Source organism: Methylobacterium sp. AC315, from assembly GCF_979253755.1.
The window spans coordinates 1-14991 of record NZ_CEEDEA010000038.1 but is presented as its reverse complement, the minus strand read 5'-3'; the positions used below and the strand labels follow the sequence as shown (position 1 = coordinate 14991).

Here is a 14991-nt window from a genome sequence, read left to right as displayed (position 1 = left end):
GATTTGTACTTACCGAAAGGAGAGCGTCGGATGCGTAGGGCTACCCCGGATCCCATCATCGAGGCCCAACGGAAGGGACCGATCCCGAAGGACGTCGATCCGACGATCGAGGTGCTGGTGAACGACATCATTGCCAAGGTGGCCGACAAGTGGACCATGCTGATCCTTGAGGCTCTGGACGAGCATGGCACCCTACGGTTCACGCAACTCGGCAAGGCGGTGGGTCGGATCAGCCAAAAGATGCTGACGCAGACGGTCCGGCAGATGGAACGGGATGGTCTCGTGCGACGCACCGTGCATCCGGTGATCCCGCCGCACGTGGATTACACGCTAACGCCATTGGGCGAGAGTTTGGGGGCGGCGTTCTGTGGTGTGTGGATCTGGGCTGAAACCCATCACGCTGAGATCAAGCACGCACGTCGGGCGTTTGCGGCGGCGGGTGAACCGTCCGATGTGTCCGCATGCATCAAGACACCGTGAAGGCAGAGGGCCGATATAAGTGGCTTGCGGACCCTGCCCTTTCGCGGAAGCGGAGGTGCTGCATCCGACCCAACCTAGCCGCCCGGACCCCTCCCGTCGCTTCTCCGAAGCGGCCGTTCGTCGGCGGTCTAGCGTCTTCGTTCGATGCACCCTTTTGCGGTATGCGCCTTCTCACCGCGTCTTTTATAGCAGGTGCCTTAGGGAGCCCAGATGAGCATCAGCATCTACGACGTCAGCGTCCCCGTCTTCGTCAACGCGCTTCGCAACATGAGCACTTGGCTCGACAAGGCGGCATCGGAGAAGCCAGAAGCCGAGCTGCTCGTCCGGCGGCTGGCTCCCGACATGAAGCCTCTGCCTGCCCAGTACCAAATGGCATCCGACAGTGCGAAGAATGCGGTGGCACGGCTGGCTGGGATCGAAGCGCCCTCGATGCCCGACGTCGAGACGACCTTCGCCGAACTCAAGGAGCGCTGTGCCAGGACGATCGCCTTTGTTGAAGGCATCGATCCGGCGGCGCTGGCCTCAAGCACGGAGCGGGAGGTGGAGCTGAAGTTCCCGAATGGCATGGGATACCGCTTCAGTGGGCAGGCCTATCTGACCGGCTTCGCGCTTCCAAACTTCTTCTTCCACGTGACAACAGCCTACGGGATCCTCCGGGGCGCTGGCGTGAGCCTCGGCAAGCCGGATTTTCTCCAGCATCTTGGCCCTCCGAATATCCACGCGGCGCAGTAGTCGTTCCGGCTCCCAAAGCCCCAGATCCGATCCGCGCGACCGGGTGAACGTGCGCATGACGCCTTCGCCGCGGCAGTTTCTGCGTCCTCGACCGAGCCTTACCGCTGCCGGTGCATTTACTCCTGTTTCCTCCTCCGAACGGGAGCCCCAAGGTCGAGCCTATCCAAGTGAAAGGCTCACCTGATCGTCGATGGTCAGCAGCCCTACAATGTCGAACTGCCTCTCAGCCGACTGCGCGCCTGTTACCTCTGCACGTGCTGGCAGCGGGTTGGGGTGACCGAGATAGATCCTCACCAAAGGCGCGCGGTCTTGGCGAAGGATTTGCCCGCCACCATAATCCCGTCGATTACCGCACTCCCGTCTGACGCTACGCGCGCCTCCACGAGAATTTCCTTACGCGCCGTGCGATCGAGCTTGGCAGGCACACCTTGCGCTCCGTACCATCGCTCGATGCCGTAGTTCACGACGCCCGTTAGACAGACGGAACGCTGGCAAGTGGTGGGGTCGGTGGGCTGACCGCCGTTCCTGGCCCGAATGCCGAGCAGAGCCCCCTGGCGCACCAGCGTGCCTGAACTCAAGTGGCCCTTGATGAACGGAACGTCACCTGTCGGAAGCTCGAACAGCACCTCGGCTGCCCGGTGGATGCCCTCGGCATCGACCGAGAGCCGAAGATAAACGGTACGCCCGGCCTCAAGCCGACAGCTCTCGCGGGCATTGAGATCGCAGCTCGGTGGCTTCGTTCCTGCGCCTGTCCCCTGGATGCGTCCGATCTCGTATGCGAGGACGCTATATTCGCGCCGGCAGCCAGCCCGACAGGCTTGCGAGGAACAGCGCCGGCCCCACCATCCAGAACCAAGACCCCGATCCTGAGGCGGCTTCTCCCCGCATCAGGGCAAGGTCGAGCCCACCCAGGCCCGCGTCGGTTGCGATGAGCGCAATGCAGGCGATGAGGGCCGCCCCCCCCGAGCGTGTGACGAGCGCCGTCGATAGACCGAGAACCGCGATAGTCTCGGCGAAGCCGTGGGGATCCGCGGCGACGTGGAAGGTCTGCCCAACCAGGGCCAGCGTGGCCGCCGCGATGGCGAGGGACAAGGTTGCCAGCCCATCCACGAGCCTGCGTATCGAGCCGGCTTGGTCGCGGGCAACGCGCCGCGATGCGAGGTAGGTGGCGGACACGGCCGCGGCGTTGGCGAGGAATAGAACGATCAGCCGAGCGGACGGCGACATCGTGGACCAGTTCGCCGTTACGAACGCGATGATGGATGGCGCTACGAGCAGGAGGATGCACAGGGCAAGGGCGGTCTGAAAATGCCGGAGACCGCGAGGCGCGAGGGCATGGGCGGCAATACGCTCAGCCTGCTCCGGCTGGATCAAACCGCGTTCTTGCCAGTCGCGAAGGTCGCGCCGCAGGCGTGCGGAATAGGACAGCGGCATGTGCGACCTTCGGATCCTGAGGCGAATCAAACAGCCCAAAATCTTACGTCATGGTCTCTGAAATCCGAATCTTTCGGCACAACCGCATCAGATGATTGTCAATTTGTGAATGAACTACCCCGTCCTGACCTGGGATGAGACCACGGACGGTCAATTCAATAGCCTTCATGAATGAGAGCGACGGAATTGCCCCTGCTTGCCTCGACGCTGAGACCCGGCGTCTTGGACAGCACCAATCCGCCGGTAGGCGCTTTAAAGCAGGCGTCTAATTGGCCATTGTCGATAGACCGAATATTGAACGTGGCCACGGAGCCTGTCGAAAATATCTGCACGAGACTTTAGCCGCCACGTTCGATAAAGTCTTCGCAGCGACCAGTACCTCGGCCGTCGAAGCACTAACGGATCGCGATGAGCGAGAACACGGAGCGGTCCACCGCATCGGAATGGTCGGTTCCGGAACGTCGGCTTGCCGCGATCTTCGCCGCCGACATAGCTGGCTATTCCCGAGCGATGCACGCCGACGAAAGCGGCGCGATGCGGGCTCTCCAGGCCATGCGGATGATCGTCGACCGCCTTATCCTGGCGCGGCGAGGACGGATCGCCAACACGGCCGGGGACAGCGTGTTGGCCGAGTTCGCATCTGTAACGGACGCTGTGTGCTGCGCCGTGGCGATCCAGCGGGCGCTTGCCGAAGCCGACGGCGACGCAGGACAGTTTCGCCTGCGCATCGGGATCCATATCGGCGACATTATGGTGCATGCCGGCGATCTTTTCGGCGACGGCGTCAACATCGCGGCGCGCTTGCAGACGGCAGCCGATCCCGGTGCGTTGAGGCTTTCCGAGGCGGCCTATCTTCAAGTGCGCGGCCTTCCGGATATCCGCTTCATCGATCTCGGTCCGCAGCGCCTGAAGAACATCGCCCGGCCCTTGCGCGTGTATGCCGTGCCCCCACCGGATGGACAGCCATGGCGCAACGTCCAGGCACGCCGCGCCCGCGCAGCCCTTCGACCGACCCTCGGGGCGGCCGCCGTTCTGGTCGCCGCCGCAGGGCTGGCTATGGCCTGGCCTCACCTCGTCGGATCCGAGCAGTGGGAAGCACCGCGCGTGCCTGCGCGACCGAGGCTGTCGCTCGTTGTCCTGCCGCTCACAAATCAGAGTGGCGACACGGACCAGGATTATCTCGCCGAGCAGCTGGCCGAGGATCTCTCCGCCGACCTCGCCCGCGCCCCCGGCACCTTCGTGATCGCTCACGGCACGGCCCAATCTTACAAGGGGCGGCAGTCCGAACCGCGCACGATCGGTCGAGAGCTCGGCGTGCGCTACGTCGTGCAGGGCAGTTTACGGCACAGCGCCGAGCAAGTGCGTTTCGCCGTGCAACTTACGGACGTCGAGACTGGCGCCTCCCTCTGGGCGGACCACTACGACAGACCGCGTGCCGCTGTCGGCGCCACGCAGGATGTCCTCGTCACACAGGTCGGCCGCGCGCTCGGTGTTCGTCTCTTAGAAGCTGCGACACGCGCGCGCTCCGGTCAGCCGGTGGATGCGGTGGATCTGGTCATGCGCGGCCAAGCCCTGCTCAACCGGCCTTTTGCACGCGAGAATCATGCGCAGGCCCTCCCTTTATTCGAGCGGGCCCTCAAGCTCGATCCGGAGAATGTCGACGCACGACTTGGAATGGCCGAGGTGCTCGTCGATGGGGCGCTGAACGGCTGGACTACCGAACGGACTGCCGACCTCGAGGTGGCCGAGCGCGCCATTGCCTCGGTGCTGCAGGGTGATCCCACGCACCCGTTTGCGCATTACCTGCGCGGTGAGACGTTGCGCGCCCGATCCCGCTACTCGGAGGCGCTCGCCGCGTTCGACCGGGTTCTGACCCTAAATCAGAGCTTTGCGCGAGCCCACGCCTATCGCGGCCTCATCCATATTTTCCTCGGTCGGGCAGAGGAGACGGAGCGCGACATTGCGGCTGCGATCCGCCTCAGCCCAAAAGATCCTTTGCTCGGCGCTTGGCTCGCACGGGAAGGGCTGGCCAAGCTTCATCTCGGGCAGGATCAAGAGGCGATCGCACCGCTACGCCGCGCGGCGGCCGTAAACCCGCTGTTCGACTTCCCGCATCTCTATCTCGCCTGTGCCTTTGCACGGCTGGATCGGGATGCCGAAGCTCGGGCGTCCCTCGCCGAGTTTCTCAAGCTCCGGCCAGGCTACACCCTTGCCCGCTATCGAGGTCTGACCTCCACAGATCCGAATTTCCTCGCCCAACGCGAGCGCATCTACGACGGGCTCCGACGCGCGGGTTTGCCAGAGCGGTGAACGCATTCAACGAGCCCATCGAATCGGTGGGTCCAAGTCGGCAAGCAGCTGCTTTTGGCCGAAAGCCGCTGGTCCGCTTCCGAGACGATCTGGTGCAAAAGCAGACGATCCCCTTACGACCCAACTCGGTCGCCTGGGTCGCCATGGGCACTTCCCGAAAGCAGTCACTCGTCTGCCATCTGGCAGCTTCGACTTGGGTTGAGTGGCAGATGTTGGGCATTAGCCACGAAGCTGACTTTTTCCATCGCAACAGCAATGAAGTGGCCGCCAGCGCTAAAAGCTCAATGCATATAATTTTTGGAGCGACGGGCGAGCGCGCATCCAATGATCCATAGGACCGTGTTGATTGCGCGACCTAGACCCGCCGCGTCTCCCCCTGCATATTGGTCGGCAGCTTCTTTTAATTTGAGCGCGTAGCCCGCAGCACGATCGAGCGGAGCTTCAATTTCAGGTATGTCAGGAGCTAAAAAGTGCGCCTTGTCCTCGACTAAACCATCAATTTTGCTTTCAGTAATATCGATTACTATGCCGCGGCCAAAAACGCTGCCGGTTAAACGATCACGTTCGTAGCGGCCACGCACCAAGATCCACCTCACGTCTCCGGGTCGCGGTATGGTACGGTATTCCACGACATAGAGGCCGCCGTGCTCGCGCATTCGCTTTGTTCGATCGTCATAGGTTGCGCGATCTTCCGGATGGATGGCGCGGGCAAAAGCCGTGATCGACAGACCAGCGGAAGCCTCGTCTGGATCAAGGCCAAACAACGCAGAAGTTGTTGCATCACAAACGGCGCGATTTCTGTCGAAGTCGATTTGCCAAGTTCCGACCTGCGATGAATTTAGTGCATCCGGCACGAACGCGGGCACGGACTTTAATGAGGTGTAAGTCATGCCAATCTTTCGGCGTGCGTGGAGGTCCGATATACCACATACACGCCGCATCCGCTTCGTACAGCGATACAACTACTGATTTCAATCACCGTGACGTTGTACTTAAGTACAAGGCGCAATCGAGGTCGTTCACAAAACGTACTTTTTAGAGCAGCAGGCTGACGTTCGGCTCCCGCTCATGCCGTACCCCCACGGTCAGCTACGTCCCTGAAGCGACCCCTCCCAACGGCCGGTGTAGGTTGTGAGCGGGCTCGGCGAGGATGTTCGCTTCTACGCATCGCCGTCCCGAAGCGGACCTGCTGAAATCCACCCATCCCGGTCGCAGGCGACAGTCAGCCGAGTTGCCCGTGAGCGGACATTCCCAGGGTCAGCGAAGGGCCGGAAGCGGCACCAGGGGAGTGGGTGTGGAACCGTCGGCTTCCGGACTACGGCTGGACGACCATCGGGAACTTGTCGACTAGGGTTTTGCAGAGAGCATCGCGATTGCGGACGGCCCACCATCCTTCGAACTCCGCCGCACCTGAGCGGATCGCCTCTGCGCCACGGCGGCTACCGAGCGCATCGTAGCATGCGCGTGCCCGATCCACGATGCCGGGGTTGTAGCTGGTGAAGGCGCAGGCCGTCGAAGCCCTGCGCAGCATCCCGTGCATCCTGAGAAACCCAGAGCAGTCAAATTCCTTTGCCGATGCGGGTTGCGCGAGAGAGGCGAGCGTCAGGACGCCCAGGAACACTTTGGTCCCGATGGCCCGAAGTTCCCTAGCCATCGACGCCCGCCCGTTGTTCGACCTTGGATCTCGCGCTGGATGGCCCATCACCGCCACGGCGCCAGGGAAGCTGGATATGCGCCAGGTATGGATAGACGGCGGGAAGCACGATGAGGGTGAGCAGGGTCGCGGTAACGAGGCCGCCGATCACCACCGTTGCGAGCGGACGCTGCACCTCGGCGCCGGCACTTGTCGACAGCGCCATCGGCAGGAAGCCCAGCGTCGCCACAAGCGCGGTCATCAGAACGGGCCGCAAGCGCATCTCAGCGGCCCGGAAGGCCGCCTCGCGGGCATCGAGGCCGACGCGTTCGAGGTCGCGGATGTAGCTCGTCAGCACGACGCCGTTGAGGATGGCGATGCCGAAGGTGGCGATGAATCCGATCGCCGCCGAGATCGAGAACGGCAGCCCGCGCAGGTACAGGGCGACGATGCCGCCGGTCGCGGCGACGGGCACGTTCAGGAAGATCAGGCCGGCAAGCCGGATGTCGCCGAACATCACCACGAGGAGCACGAGGATCGCGGCCATGGCAGCCGGCACCACGACCGAGAGCCGGCTCGTCGCCGCCTGAAGGTTCTGGAACTGCCCACTCCATTGCAGGGAGTAGCGTGGCGGTAGGGGAACCTGCGCCTCGACCGCGGCCTGCGAGTCCCTCACGAAGCTTTGGACGTCCCGGCCCCGGACGTTGGCCTGGACGGAGATCCGTCGCTGGAGCTTTTCCCGGCTGATCTGGGCCGGTCCCGTCGCCACGTCGACTGAGGCCACCAGCGAAAGCGGTACCAGCGCCTTGCCATTGCGCCCGACCGGCAGGTTGCGGATGCGCTCGATGTCGCTGCGGTCGGTGGACTTCAACCGGACCACGATGTCGGTGATGGAGTTGTCGTCGCCGTAGATCATCCCGGCGGTGCGGCCGCCGATGCTTTCCACCACGTCGAGGACGTCGCTGACGTTGATGCCGTAGCGGGCCGCCGCCGTCCGGTCGACCTGGATGGACAGCGCCGGCATTCCGGCCTGCGCCTCGGCTTTGACGTCGGCCGCTCCCGAGACGCCGGAGACCGCGCGCACGATGGCGTCCGCCTTGTCCTTCAGCACTTTGAGGTCATCGCCGTAGAGGCTAATGGCCACGTCGCCGCGCACGCCCTCCAGCAGGTCGTCCATCCGCATCTGGATCGGCTGCGAGAACGCGTAGGACACCCCCGGCACCTCCGCGCGCAGGCGCTTGTCGAGGGCGGCGACGAGGCCTTCCGGGGTGTCGGCCGTCGTCCAGGTCGACGGGTCGGCCAGCGTGATGAAGCTGTCGGTAGATTCGACGCCCATCGGGTCAGTGGGGATCTCAGCGCTGCCAGTAAGCGACACGACCCGCTTCACCTCGGGAAAGCTCCTCAGGGTCCGCTCGATGAGGTTCATGACCTTGAGGGAGGCGTCGAGGTTGATGCCGGGCAGCTTCTCGGACGTGATGACGATGGAGCCTTCCGAGAGCTTCGGCAGGAACTCGCCCCCGAGACGCATCGCGAGGAGGCAGCTCCCGCCGAAGAGGGCGACGGTCACGAGGACAGTGAGGCCGGTGCGTCGCTCGGCGAGCCGAAGGACCGGCGTGTAGGCGCTGCGGACCCAATGGACGAGCCGCGTCTCGCGTTCGCCGATGCCGGAGCCTGCTAGCACGATGGCGGCGAGTGCGGGCATCAGCGTCATCGTCAGGACCAGCGAGCCGGCGAGCGCCAGGATCACGGTGAGCGCCATCGGCCGGAACATCGTGCCCGCGACCCCTTCGAGAGCAAGGACCGGCAGGTAGACCATGATGATGATGGCGACCGCGAACAGGATCGGGCGCGCCACCTCCACGGTCGCCTTGCGGATGGCCTCCTCAGCCGGACGTTCCGGGTGCTCGCCGCGGGCGCGCAGGACGTTCTCGATCATCACCACGGCGCCGTCGACGATGAGGCCGAAGTCGATGGCGCCGAGGCTCATGAGGTTGCCCGACAGCCCGAACAGCCGCATCCCGGCGAACGCCATCAGCATCGACAGGGGGATCGCGGCTGCCACGACCAGGCCGGCCCGGAGGTTGCCGAGCAGCAGGAGCAGCACGACGACGACGAGCACCGCCCCCTCCATGAGGTTGTGCTCGACGGTGCGAATGGTGCGCGCCACCAGGGTGCTGCGGTCGTAGTACGGCACGACGTCGACGCCCGGCGGCAGCTGCAGGCGCAGTGCCTCGATGGTCTGCTTCACGGCCACGACCACGGCGCTGGCGTTCTCGCCCTGCTGCATCATGGCGATGCCGACGACGGTCTCACCCATCGCATCGTGCGTTACGGCGCCGAGGCGGACCTTCGGGGCTTCCACCACCTCGCCCAGGGTCGCGACCGTCACCGGCACGCCGCCGGGGCCGGTCGTCACGACGACGTTGGCGAGATCCTTCGTGTCCTTGGCGAGCCCGAGGCCGCGGATGACCTCCTGCTGGTCGTTGTGCTCAATGTAGGCACCGCCACGGGCGGCGTTGTTCTCGCCGAGCGCCGTGTAGACCTGCCCCATCGTCACGCCGTAGCGATGCAGGCTCTCGGCGGCGATGCGGACCTCGTAGGTCGGCATCTGGCCGCCGTAGACGTTCACGTCGGCGATGCCAGGGGTGAGCTTGAGCTTCGGCGCGATGGTCCATTGCAGGATGCGCTTCAGCGCCATCGGCGAGTAGCCCGGACCGCGAACCTCAAACTGGTAGATCTCGCCTAAGCCCGTCGCCATCGGCCCCATCTCGGGATCGCCGACGCCGGCCGGCATCATGGTCTTTGCCAAGGGCAGGCGCTGGAACACCTGCGAGCGCGCCTCCGTGATCGACATGGCGTCGTCGAAGGTGACGTAGACGGCCGAGACGCCGTAGCGCGAGGTCGAGCGGATGCCCGATAGGCCCGGCGCCCCCGCCATCACGTTCTCGACCGGGAAGCTGACGAGGCGCTCGACCTCCAGCGGTCCCAGGCCCGGCGACAGGGTCAGGATCATCACCTGCTTGGGCGACACGTCCGGCACCGCGTCGATGGACAGGCCTTCGAGGTTGACGATGCCGGCGACCGCGCCGGCGAGCGCCAGGATCACGACGAGCCAGCGGCGGCGGATGAGGAGGGCGAACCAGGCGTTCATTGCGGTCTCAATCCGTCGAACCGAGCAACGCGCGCAGCATGATCGCCTTCAGGCCGAAGCTTCCCTGCGTCGCCACCGTCTCTCCAAGCTGAATTCCGGATTTCACCTCGACCCAGTCGGCACGCTGCACACCGACGGTGAGATCCCGTTTCTCGAAGCGGTCGATGCCGGTGCGCACGAAGGCGATGGGGCCGCCCTCCGTCTGTTGGATCGCACCGGCCGACACCGTGACGCCCTCGCGCCCGAGGTCGGCGGCTATCTCGACGGAGACGAACATGTTGGCGCGCAACGTCCCGTCCGGGTTGGCGATCTCGATGCGGGCCGGGGCGGTGTTGGTCGTCGGGTCGATGGCGGCGTTGACCGACCGGACTCGGCCCTCGAAACGGGGATGCGTCGTCACCGGGGCTTCGATGGTCGCCCGGTCGCCTTCCTTCACGGTCGAGATGTCGTGACCATAGAGATTGGCGAGAACCTGGATCTGCGACGGGTCCGCCACCGTGAAGGCGTCGCGATTGGTGTCGACCACCTCGCCCAGGGTGATCCCCGCCATCGTCACCACACCGTTGATCGGCGAGACGATGGCGCTGGTGCCCGGAGCCTCTCCGGGGGCCGGGGCGAGGCGCTCGTACTGCGCCCGGTAGAGGTCGACCTGCGATTTGGCGGACAGGGTCGCGGCATGCGCCTTGGCGAGCTCGACCTGCCGACGGTCGACCTCGGCTTGGGCGACGCCGCCGATCCGGACAAGGTCGCTGCCGCGCTTGAGATTGATCTCGGCGACCTTCTCGGTGGCTTGGGCCTCTCCCAAGGTGGCCTGTGCTGCGGCGAGGCCGTTCCTGGCGTCGAGGACGCCGGAGGCATCGAGGGTGGCCAGCGTCTGGCCGGCCTTCACCTGGTCGCCGGGCTGCACCGAGAGGCTGAGAACCCGACCCGAGGTACGGGGCTTCAGGCGGGTGACCCGACGCTCGTCGAAGGCGACCATGCCGGGGGTTCGGATGGGCAGGATGATCCGGCGGGTCTCGGATTGCCCAAAGGCCAGTCCGAGGCGGCCCTGGCCGTCGGCATCGAGCCGGACGACGTTGTCCTCTGTCGGCTGCTCGGAGGCGGCAGGGGTCGTCGCGGCCTCGGGTGCCGAAGGCGCTAGGCCGACCGTCTGGAGAAGCGGTTCGACATAAGGCCGGACGGCGTCGCGATACCAACAGCCGGCCAACCCAAGCGCGGCCAGACAAATGACCAAGGGCCACCCAGTACGGAACCCGATCCTCGTGGATACGGGACCGGGTGCCTCGGAGCCAATGGGTGCTCCCGTCGCGCCCGATCCTTCGGCATTCACCGACGCGCGTACCCCGCCACGGTCGACGATCTCGGCATCGCCGGTCCCGGGCATGTCTATCTCCGCCTCCCTCAGCAAGATATCGATCCAGATCAGATTAGAGTTGTTCTAAGATATAGAGCGGGCGACCAAACCCGCCATTAAATTCGCGTTCACACTCGTGGTCCCGGGGCCGGTTCCGAACCACATCAGCAGCGGGACAGGGGCGTGAGCCCGGGAGCGAACCGGGTTGGCAAAACTGTTGCTAATCGAGGACGACGCCGCGACGGCCGAGGAGATCCTCGCCGACCTGCGCGGGCGGGGCCACGAGGTCGCGTGGGTCGCCACCGGGCCGGAAGGCGCTGATGAGGCCCGTTCGGGCTCCTGGGACGCCATCGTCCTCGACCGGATGCTTCCCGGGCTGGACGGGCTCACCCTGTTGCGTGACCTGCGCGCCGCCGGCGACCGGACGCCCGCGCTGGTTCTGAGCGCGCTCGGCGACGTCGACGAGCGCATCTGCGGCCTGCGCGCCGGGGGGGACGACTACCTCGGTAAGCCCTTCGTCCTTGGCGAGCTCGCGGCCCGGATCGAGGCCTTGCTGCGGCGGCCGACGGACTCCCGCGCGACAGTCCTCAGGGTCGGGACCTTGGAGCTCGACCTCATTGCAGGCACCGGTCGCAGGGGCCTGCGCGACCTCGACCTACTGCCGCGCGAGCTCAAGCTGCTTGAATACCTCATGCGGAGACCCGGTCAGGTCGTGACCCGGGCGATGATGTTCGAGGAAGTCTGGAACTACCGGTTCGCTCCCAAATCCAACGTCATCGACGTCCATGTCGGACGCCTGCGGAAGAAGCTTGAGGCCGAAGGCGAGCCGATGCTGATCCACAACGTCCGGGGAGAGGGCTTCACCCTGACCCCCGATGTCTAGGCTCGTCCGCTCCTTCGCGTTCCGGTGGGCCCTGGGCATCGCCCTGTGGTCGACGCTCCTCTCGCTGCTGCTCTTCGCCTTCGTGTACTGGCAGACTGCAGCGTTCATGCAGGACGAGCTCGCCGAGGTCCTGCGCCACGAGGCCCGGTACGCCGCCGGGGATTCGGCCAAGGCAGCCGCTCGCATCGAGACGTGGGTCAGCGAGGACCTGCACAGCGTCCACTTCGCCGGTCTGTTCGGGACGGATGGCCGCAAGCTTGCCGGCAATCTCGATGTCCGCCCACCGGAGCTGCCCCTCGACGGCGAGGTCCACCGGATCGGCACGCAGGTGGCCATCGCGGGCCGGCGCCTGCACGAGGAGCTCTGGTCTGCCGCCCTCGCCCTAGACGACGGCAGCGTGGTTGTCGTGGCCCACGACACCGACGAGATCGACCGCGCCAAGGCCACGGTGATCCGGGCGCTCGGCCTCGCCCTCGTCCCGACCCTGACCTTCTCCATCCTCGGCGGCCTCCTGCTCGCCGGACGCGCCCGGCGACGCTTGGCATCGACGGAGGCGGCGGTCGCGCAGGTGATGCGGGGCGACTTGCGCCAGCGCCTACCGGTTGGCGAGGCCGGAGACGAGTTCGACCGCCTGGCACGGGACGTCAACGGCATGCTCGACGAGATCGAGCGCCTTGTGGAGGAGGTGCGCGGGGTGGGTGACGCCGTCGCCCACGATCTTCGAACGCCGCTCACGCGCTTGAGGCTGCGTCTGGAGCGAGGCCGCGATCAAGCCCGCGACATCGAGGAACTGCGCCAGGCGGTGGACCAAGGGCTCATCTGGATCGACCAGACATTGGAGATGGTGACGGCGGTCCTGCGAATCGGCGAGATCGAGCACGGCCGGCGCTGCGCCGCCTTCGGCCCAGTCGACCTACGGCTCGTGGTGAGCGAGGCCGCGGAGTTGTTCGACCCCCTGGCCGACGAGAAGGGCATCGCCCTCGGCATCGGCATCGAGGAGGGACCGTCCGTGGTTCGGTGCGACCGCAGCCTCATCTTCGAGGCGGTCTCGAACCTCCTCGACAATGCGATCAAGTTCACGCCGACCGGGGGCCGCGTTCGGATCGGTCTCGCCTGGCGCGACGGCGTCGCCGTGGTGTCCGTGGAGGACACGGGACCGGGCATCGCCGCAGGCGAACGCGACCACGTCTTCAAGCGATTCTATCGTACGGAACGTGCCCGACAGACGCAGGGAAACGGGCTCGGCCTCGGCCTCGTGGCAGCCATTGCCAAGCTGCACGGATTTAACCTCTCCGTCGGCGACGGTCCCCTCGGTGGATGTCGCTTCGAGATGGCGTGCCCTACGGCGGGACCCCGTCCGATAATACGGTAATGCGGGGCAGTTGCGGATTTTCAGTACCGCTCCCGGGCTTTACCGCTGAAGGTCTCCAAAGGGTGGGGAGCCGAACCCCATCCTACGCCCTGGAGCAAACGATCTCCTACCGACCCATGCCAGCCGCTGGGATGGCCGCCACGGCTTCTCAAAAGCGGACACATGTCGGCCGCTCAGCAAATTCTGATCGAGGTGGCAAGCGGTCCGGTACACCTCAAGACATTTCTAAGGTACCGCTTTTGAGGCGGTTCAGCCTGTTGAGACAAGCTTGTTCCTTTCGGCTGCCGGCGCGGATTACTGCACTAAGTCTCGTTCGTTTGAGGTGCATCGACCATAGCCTGCACCGCAGCAAGGAAGGTCCTTCGCCGCTCGACGTTGATCGTCGCAAGATAGACGTCGATGAATGCGAGGATGGCAGCGTCGCGTGGTTCGGCACAGTCGCCCGCCGATGATGTGTCCCCTTCTTGCTCGTAGAAGTTCGACACTGGGACACCGAGTGCTTCGGCGAGGCGGTTGAGCGATTTGGCTGGCTGTATACTCTGCCCGGCAATCAAGGGGTCGTCACTCATGAACGGCTCCTAGGCTCGAGCAAAATGTTCCTCCGATAAGAATGGCGGTGAGCGACGGCATCCAGATCTCAATACAGCTCAGCCCCTGTTGCAACCCTAGTTCGAAATTTTGTCACCCGCTGCAGGTGATCAGGTGGTATCAGCAATGATATAAAACTATCATGGATTAATAGGAGGGCTGGTCGATGGGATCGAAGTCAAGGTCGTCGATCAGCGCGATCGATGGCTTTAGCGAGCCGCTCGACCGGCTACGCGCGGCCCTCGACGCCTCCTGTGTGGTAGGGACCTGGCATTGGGACATCGTCCGCGGGACGATGGTCTACGATGCCGGTGCAGCTCGACTTCTGACAGGTGATGCGTCGCTGGCCGAACAAGAGGTCGTTGGGCTGGACGCCATTGCGACCGTGCACCCGGCTGACCACAAGTGGTTGGCGGAGCAGGTTATGGCAGCCGTTCCAGCAGGTGGTTTGATGCTGGCTGAGTTCCGTGTGATCACCGAGGATGGCACCGTGCATTGGCTGCTGAGCCGCGGACGCACGTCTCGGGATGATGTTGGGCGTCCTATGCACGCGCGGGGCATTTTGATCGACATCACCGAGATGCGTGAGGGTGGCGAGCGCTACGTCCTCAGCGGCCCGGCGACGTTGGAAGGTCCTCTCGATCGAGCTGCCGACCTAGCCATCGCCATGAAGCGGACGTTCGATGACAACACGCCGTCCGAGGTTCGGGCCGCTACCGATGTGCTGCTGTTCACCTTAGGCCGGGCCATCGCGCGGGCTACCGATCAACACGGATCAGCAGGCAGCACACCCATCTTCCAGTGAAACCAGTTGCACCCGAGCTGGTTCGGCTACGCCTTGGCAATCGGCGCTTCCCCGTGCCGCTCAAACAGCAGATTGAGGGCGTCGGCCAGAAGGGCCGCCTGTGCCCGGTCCTGCTTGATCGCCATGATCGCAAGCTGTTGCCGCACGCGCGACTGCGCCGGGATCGTGACGCCTAGAGCATTTTCGGTTTAATCTGGTTCGTATCCTGCGGCAGCGAAGAAGTTGGCGCACTCGTCGGGCGTGACCGCA

At 64.8% G+C, this 14991-nt stretch carries 14 protein-coding genes; 6 read left to right on the top strand and 8 right to left on the bottom strand.

Annotated elements, in window-relative coordinates:
• Nucleotides 1–30: 30 nt before the first annotated feature.
• Both AC0IY0_RS27705 and AC0IY0_RS27700 read left to right on the top strand, forming a co-directional pair.
• Entirely contained in the window at nt 31–480 is a 450-nt protein-coding gene (locus tag AC0IY0_RS27705) for a winged helix-turn-helix transcriptional regulator (protein ID WP_419830066.1), read from the top strand.
• Between the two features lie 210 nt (nt 481–690).
• Nucleotides 691–1212, top strand: coding sequence for a DUF1993 domain-containing protein (locus AC0IY0_RS27700; RefSeq protein WP_419830067.1), 522 nt, complete (start codon nt 691–693; stop codon nt 1210–1212).
• Nucleotides 1213–1502: 290 nt separating this feature from the next.
• On the opposite strand, the gene AC0IY0_RS27695 is transcribed toward AC0IY0_RS27700, so the two are convergent.
• Both AC0IY0_RS27695 and AC0IY0_RS27690 read right to left on the bottom strand, forming a co-directional pair.
• A complete protein-coding gene (locus tag AC0IY0_RS27695; protein ID WP_471766293.1) occupies nt 1503–1973 on the bottom strand; it encodes a GDYXXLXY domain-containing protein in 471 nt (156 codons plus the stop codon).
• Nucleotides 1974–1998: 25 nt separating this feature from the next.
• Nucleotides 1999–2646, bottom strand: coding sequence for a DUF2157 domain-containing protein (locus AC0IY0_RS27690; RefSeq protein WP_419830068.1), 648 nt, complete (start codon nt 2644–2646; stop codon nt 1999–2001).
• A gap of 408 nt (nt 2647–3054) precedes the next feature.
• Here AC0IY0_RS27690 and AC0IY0_RS27685 point away from each other — a divergent pair, with 408 nt between their 5' ends.
• The gene (locus AC0IY0_RS27685) at nt 3055–4956 is read left to right on the top strand and encodes an adenylate/guanylate cyclase domain-containing protein (RefSeq protein ID WP_471766288.1); all 1902 of its coding nucleotides are present in this window, start codon (nt 3055–3057) and stop codon (nt 4954–4956) included.
• Between the two features lie 281 nt (nt 4957–5237).
• Here the strand turns inward: AC0IY0_RS27685 and AC0IY0_RS27680 are convergent, their stop codons facing one another.
• From AC0IY0_RS27680 to AC0IY0_RS27665, 4 genes are all read right to left on the bottom strand, one after another.
• Nucleotides 5238–5846: a PAS domain-containing protein gene (locus AC0IY0_RS27680; protein ID WP_471766287.1), complete on the bottom strand. Its 609-nt coding sequence runs from the start codon at nt 5844–5846 to the stop codon at nt 5238–5240.
• A gap of 425 nt (nt 5847–6271) precedes the next feature.
• Nucleotides 6272–6487 (bottom strand): hypothetical protein, encoded by a 216-nt coding sequence (locus AC0IY0_RS27675; protein ID WP_471766286.1) that lies wholly within the window; start codon nt 6485–6487, stop codon nt 6272–6274.
• A gap of 115 nt (nt 6488–6602) precedes the next feature.
• Nucleotides 6603–9740: an efflux RND transporter permease subunit gene (locus tag AC0IY0_RS27670; protein ID WP_471766285.1), complete on the bottom strand. Its 3138-nt coding sequence runs from the start codon at nt 9738–9740 to the stop codon at nt 6603–6605.
• A 7-nt stretch (nt 9741–9747) separates the two neighbouring features.
• On the bottom strand, nt 9748–10947 hold the full coding sequence (locus AC0IY0_RS27665) for an efflux RND transporter periplasmic adaptor subunit (RefSeq protein WP_471766284.1): 1200 nt from the start codon (nt 10945–10947) through the stop codon (nt 9748–9750).
• A 352-nt stretch (nt 10948–11299) separates the two neighbouring features.
• Between AC0IY0_RS27665 and AC0IY0_RS27660 the strand changes: the two genes are divergently transcribed.
• Together AC0IY0_RS27660 and AC0IY0_RS27655 are read left to right on the top strand one after the other, a co-directional pair.
• The gene (locus tag AC0IY0_RS27660; protein WP_471766283.1) at nt 11300–11977 is read left to right on the top strand and encodes a response regulator transcription factor; all 678 of its coding nucleotides are present in this window, start codon (nt 11300–11302) and stop codon (nt 11975–11977) included.
• On the top strand, nt 11970–13349 hold the full coding sequence (locus AC0IY0_RS27655) for a sensor histidine kinase (protein WP_471766282.1): 1380 nt from the start codon (nt 11970–11972) through the stop codon (nt 13347–13349). Before AC0IY0_RS27660 ends, AC0IY0_RS27655 begins: the two co-directional genes overlap by 8 nt.
• Nucleotides 13350–13651: 302 nt before the next feature.
• Here the strand turns inward: AC0IY0_RS27655 and AC0IY0_RS27650 are convergent, their stop codons facing one another.
• Nucleotides 13652–13918, bottom strand: coding sequence for a hypothetical protein (locus AC0IY0_RS27650; protein ID WP_471766281.1), 267 nt, complete (start codon nt 13916–13918; stop codon nt 13652–13654).
• Nucleotides 13919–14103: 185 nt separating this feature from the next.
• Between AC0IY0_RS27650 and AC0IY0_RS27645 the strand changes: the two genes are divergently transcribed.
• The gene (locus tag AC0IY0_RS27645; protein ID WP_471766280.1) at nt 14104–14742 is read left to right on the top strand and encodes a PAS domain-containing protein; all 639 of its coding nucleotides are present in this window, start codon (nt 14104–14106) and stop codon (nt 14740–14742) included.
• 26 nt (nt 14743–14768) lie between these two features.
• Here AC0IY0_RS27645 and AC0IY0_RS27640 read toward each other — a convergent pair whose 3' ends face one another.
• Nucleotides 14769–14888, bottom strand: a complete 120-nt coding sequence (locus AC0IY0_RS27640) for a ribbon-helix-helix domain-containing protein (protein WP_471766279.1) — start codon at nt 14886–14888, stop codon at nt 14769–14771.
• Nucleotides 14889–14991 lie beyond the last annotated feature (103 nt).